The sequence below is a fragment of the Neoroseomonas rubea genome, from assembly GCF_016106015.1.
In the GTDB taxonomy this organism is placed as follows: domain Bacteria; phylum Pseudomonadota; class Alphaproteobacteria; order Acetobacterales; family Acetobacteraceae; genus Neoroseomonas; species Neoroseomonas rubea.
Genome location: NZ_JACADQ010000483.1, coordinates 1 through 2,260, shown reverse-complemented (window position 1 = coordinate 2,260; position 2,260 = coordinate 1). Strand labels below are relative to the sequence as shown.

The window sequence follows — 2,260 nt, the reverse complement described above, 5'->3', positions numbered from 1 at the left end:
GCGACGAGCCGCAGCGCCACGCCCGGGGCCGCGAAACGTTCGGCCAGCGCGGCGCCAAGACCGCGCGAGGCGCCCGAGATCACGATGCAGCGCGGCGCGTCCATCGTCGCGCTATTCGGCCGCCGCGCGCAGCGCCTGCGCGGCCTCGAGCCGCGCGACGGCATTGGCGACGCCCTCCGCGATGCCGGCCTCGCTGAAGAAGCCGCCGCGGATCAGGCAGTGGGCGGCGAGCACGCGGCGCAGCGCGTCGGCCAGGATCAGGTCGGGCGGCGCAGCGCCGGTCCAGAAGGCGTCCAGCCCGCCCTGGAAGGTCAGGCCCGGCATGTCGTAGATGGCCCGCCCCAGCGCGATGGTGGGCTTGCCCTGGCTGATCGCCTGCAGCCCGGCCGTGCTGTTGACCGTCACGACACCCGCCGCCGGGGCGAGGACGGGGCCGAAGGGGAGTTCGGGCAGCCAGAGCACGCGGTCCGCGACGCCACGCGCCGCGGCGTGGCGCAGCGTGACGCGCCCCCAATCAGTCAGTCCGTTGTCGAGCGGATGGCCCTTCACCGCCAGCATCGCGTCGCGCGGCGCATGCGCGGCGAAGGAGCCGACGATCCCGGCGATGGCGGCCTCGAGGCTTGGAAAGGGCGAATGGCGGCGCAGCTGGTAGTCGCCTTCGAGCTGCAGCGGGAGCACGAAGACCGGCCCCGTGCCGGCGCGCAGCCTGGCGAGCCGCCGCCAGGCCGCCTTGCTCCGCAGCGGGCGGAGCATGCCGCGCCGCGCCCAGCCGGCGTATTCGTGGAAGGGGTTCCACTGCCGGTGCGTCCGCCAATGGGGGAAGCGTTTCGCGAGGAGCAGGTTCGCCACGCTGTAGAGCACGTCGTCGCGGGCGCGCCGCAGGAAGGATCCGGTGGCGAGCGCTTCCGGCGCGGCCGGCGGCAGGCCCGGCGCCATGGCGCGGATGCGCGCCGGGTCGCGCGGCAGCCGGGAGAAGCCGTTGACGCCCCAGGGCTCCAGGGTGACGTAGCCGGGGCGCAGATAGGCTTCCTCGAACACCCAGGGCGTGATGCCTGCCGTGCGTGCGAAGGAGATGGCGGCTTCGTGCCGCGGCCGGCAATCGCCGAACATGACGAGGTCCGTCGCGCCATGGCGTGCGGCGAGGGCCGCGAGCGCCGCCGGCCATTCCTCCGCGCGGCCGGTCACATCGGTCGCGTTCGGCCGGCGCCAGAACAGCCGGTCCCCGGCGCAGAGATTCACCCGATGCACCGCGTGCCCGCGCGCAACGAGCGCATCGCCCAGCCGGACGAAGAAGGGCGTGGCGAGTCCCTGGAGGAACAGGAAGGACCGGCCGGTCATCCGCGCCCCCGCGCGAGGCGCGCCATCGCCGCCCCCTGCCAGCGCCGCAGCGTGGCGACGATGCCGCCGCGCCACGGTGCGGGGCTGGAAAGCCGGTCGAGAAGCGCCTCGGGTTCGCAGGGAAGTTCCGTCACCGGATCGAGATAGCGCGGATACAGAATGAGCGCACCTGCGACGAGTTCGTCGAGCGCAAGGCGCCGCGTGCGGCGCGGGATCGGCGCGTGGTCTGCCGTCAGGCCCCATCCGGCATAGAAGGGCCGGCCCCAGCACGTGACGGCGACGCCCCGCAGCAGCGCCTCGAACCCGGTGAGGGAGGTGATCGTATGCACCTCCTCCACTTGCGAAAGCAGCGGCGCGATAGGCGCGCGATCGAGCACGATGTCGGCGAGGCGCCGCGCCTCCTCCGGCGGGATGGCGCCGCGCCGGAAGCCGGCCTCGACATCCGGATGCGGCTTGTAGGCGATGAAGGCCTCCGGCCGCGCGGCGCGCACTGCGCGCAGCAGGTCGAGATTGCCGCGCACGGCGCCCGCGGCGCCGAGGCGGATCGACAGGTCGTCCTCCACCTGCCCGGGGACGAGGATGCGCGGGCGGCCTTGCGCGGCGGGCAGGACGGGCGCCGCGCCGGCCAGATTGTACTTGGTGATTCCACGCGCCACGAGCGCGGCGCGCAGCGCCGCGGCGCGCCCGATCAGCGCCGGCGGGAAGACGGCGGTGGCGAGCAGGATCTCGAGCTCGCTTGGCGCCCGGGGATCGAAATGTGGACCGCGGCGGTCCAGCGCCAGCGAAGCCCCGGGCAGGAAGCCCGCACCGAGGCCGGCGGAGCGAAGGAAGCCATCCTCGACCCAGACGATGCCGATGCCGGCGGCCCGCGCCCGCGGCGCGAGGTCCGCCGGCGCGCGGGCGGCCCAGACGGCGACCTCCC

General features: G+C 74.7%; 2 protein-coding genes. Both read right to left on the bottom strand.

Annotated elements, in window-relative coordinates; translation table 11 throughout:
- Positions 1-111: 111 nt before the first annotated feature.
- Entirely contained in the window at positions 112-1,338 is a 1,227-nt protein-coding gene (locus tag HW577_RS23945; protein ID WP_198378609.1) for a capsule biosynthesis protein, read from the bottom strand.
- Positions 1,335-2,260, bottom strand: a 926-nt coding sequence (locus tag HW577_RS23940) for a capsular polysaccharide export protein, LipB/KpsS family (RefSeq protein WP_474100255.1), incomplete at its 5' end; no start/stop codon positions are given. The genes HW577_RS23945 and HW577_RS23940, both read right to left, overlap by 4 nt.

What these genes read in the sequence shown, in the direction of transcription:
- HW577_RS23945 (WP_198378609.1), bottom strand. Translation starts at nt 1,338, where the DNA reads ATGACCGGCCGGTCCTTCCTGTTCCTCCAGGGACTCGCCACGCCCTTC.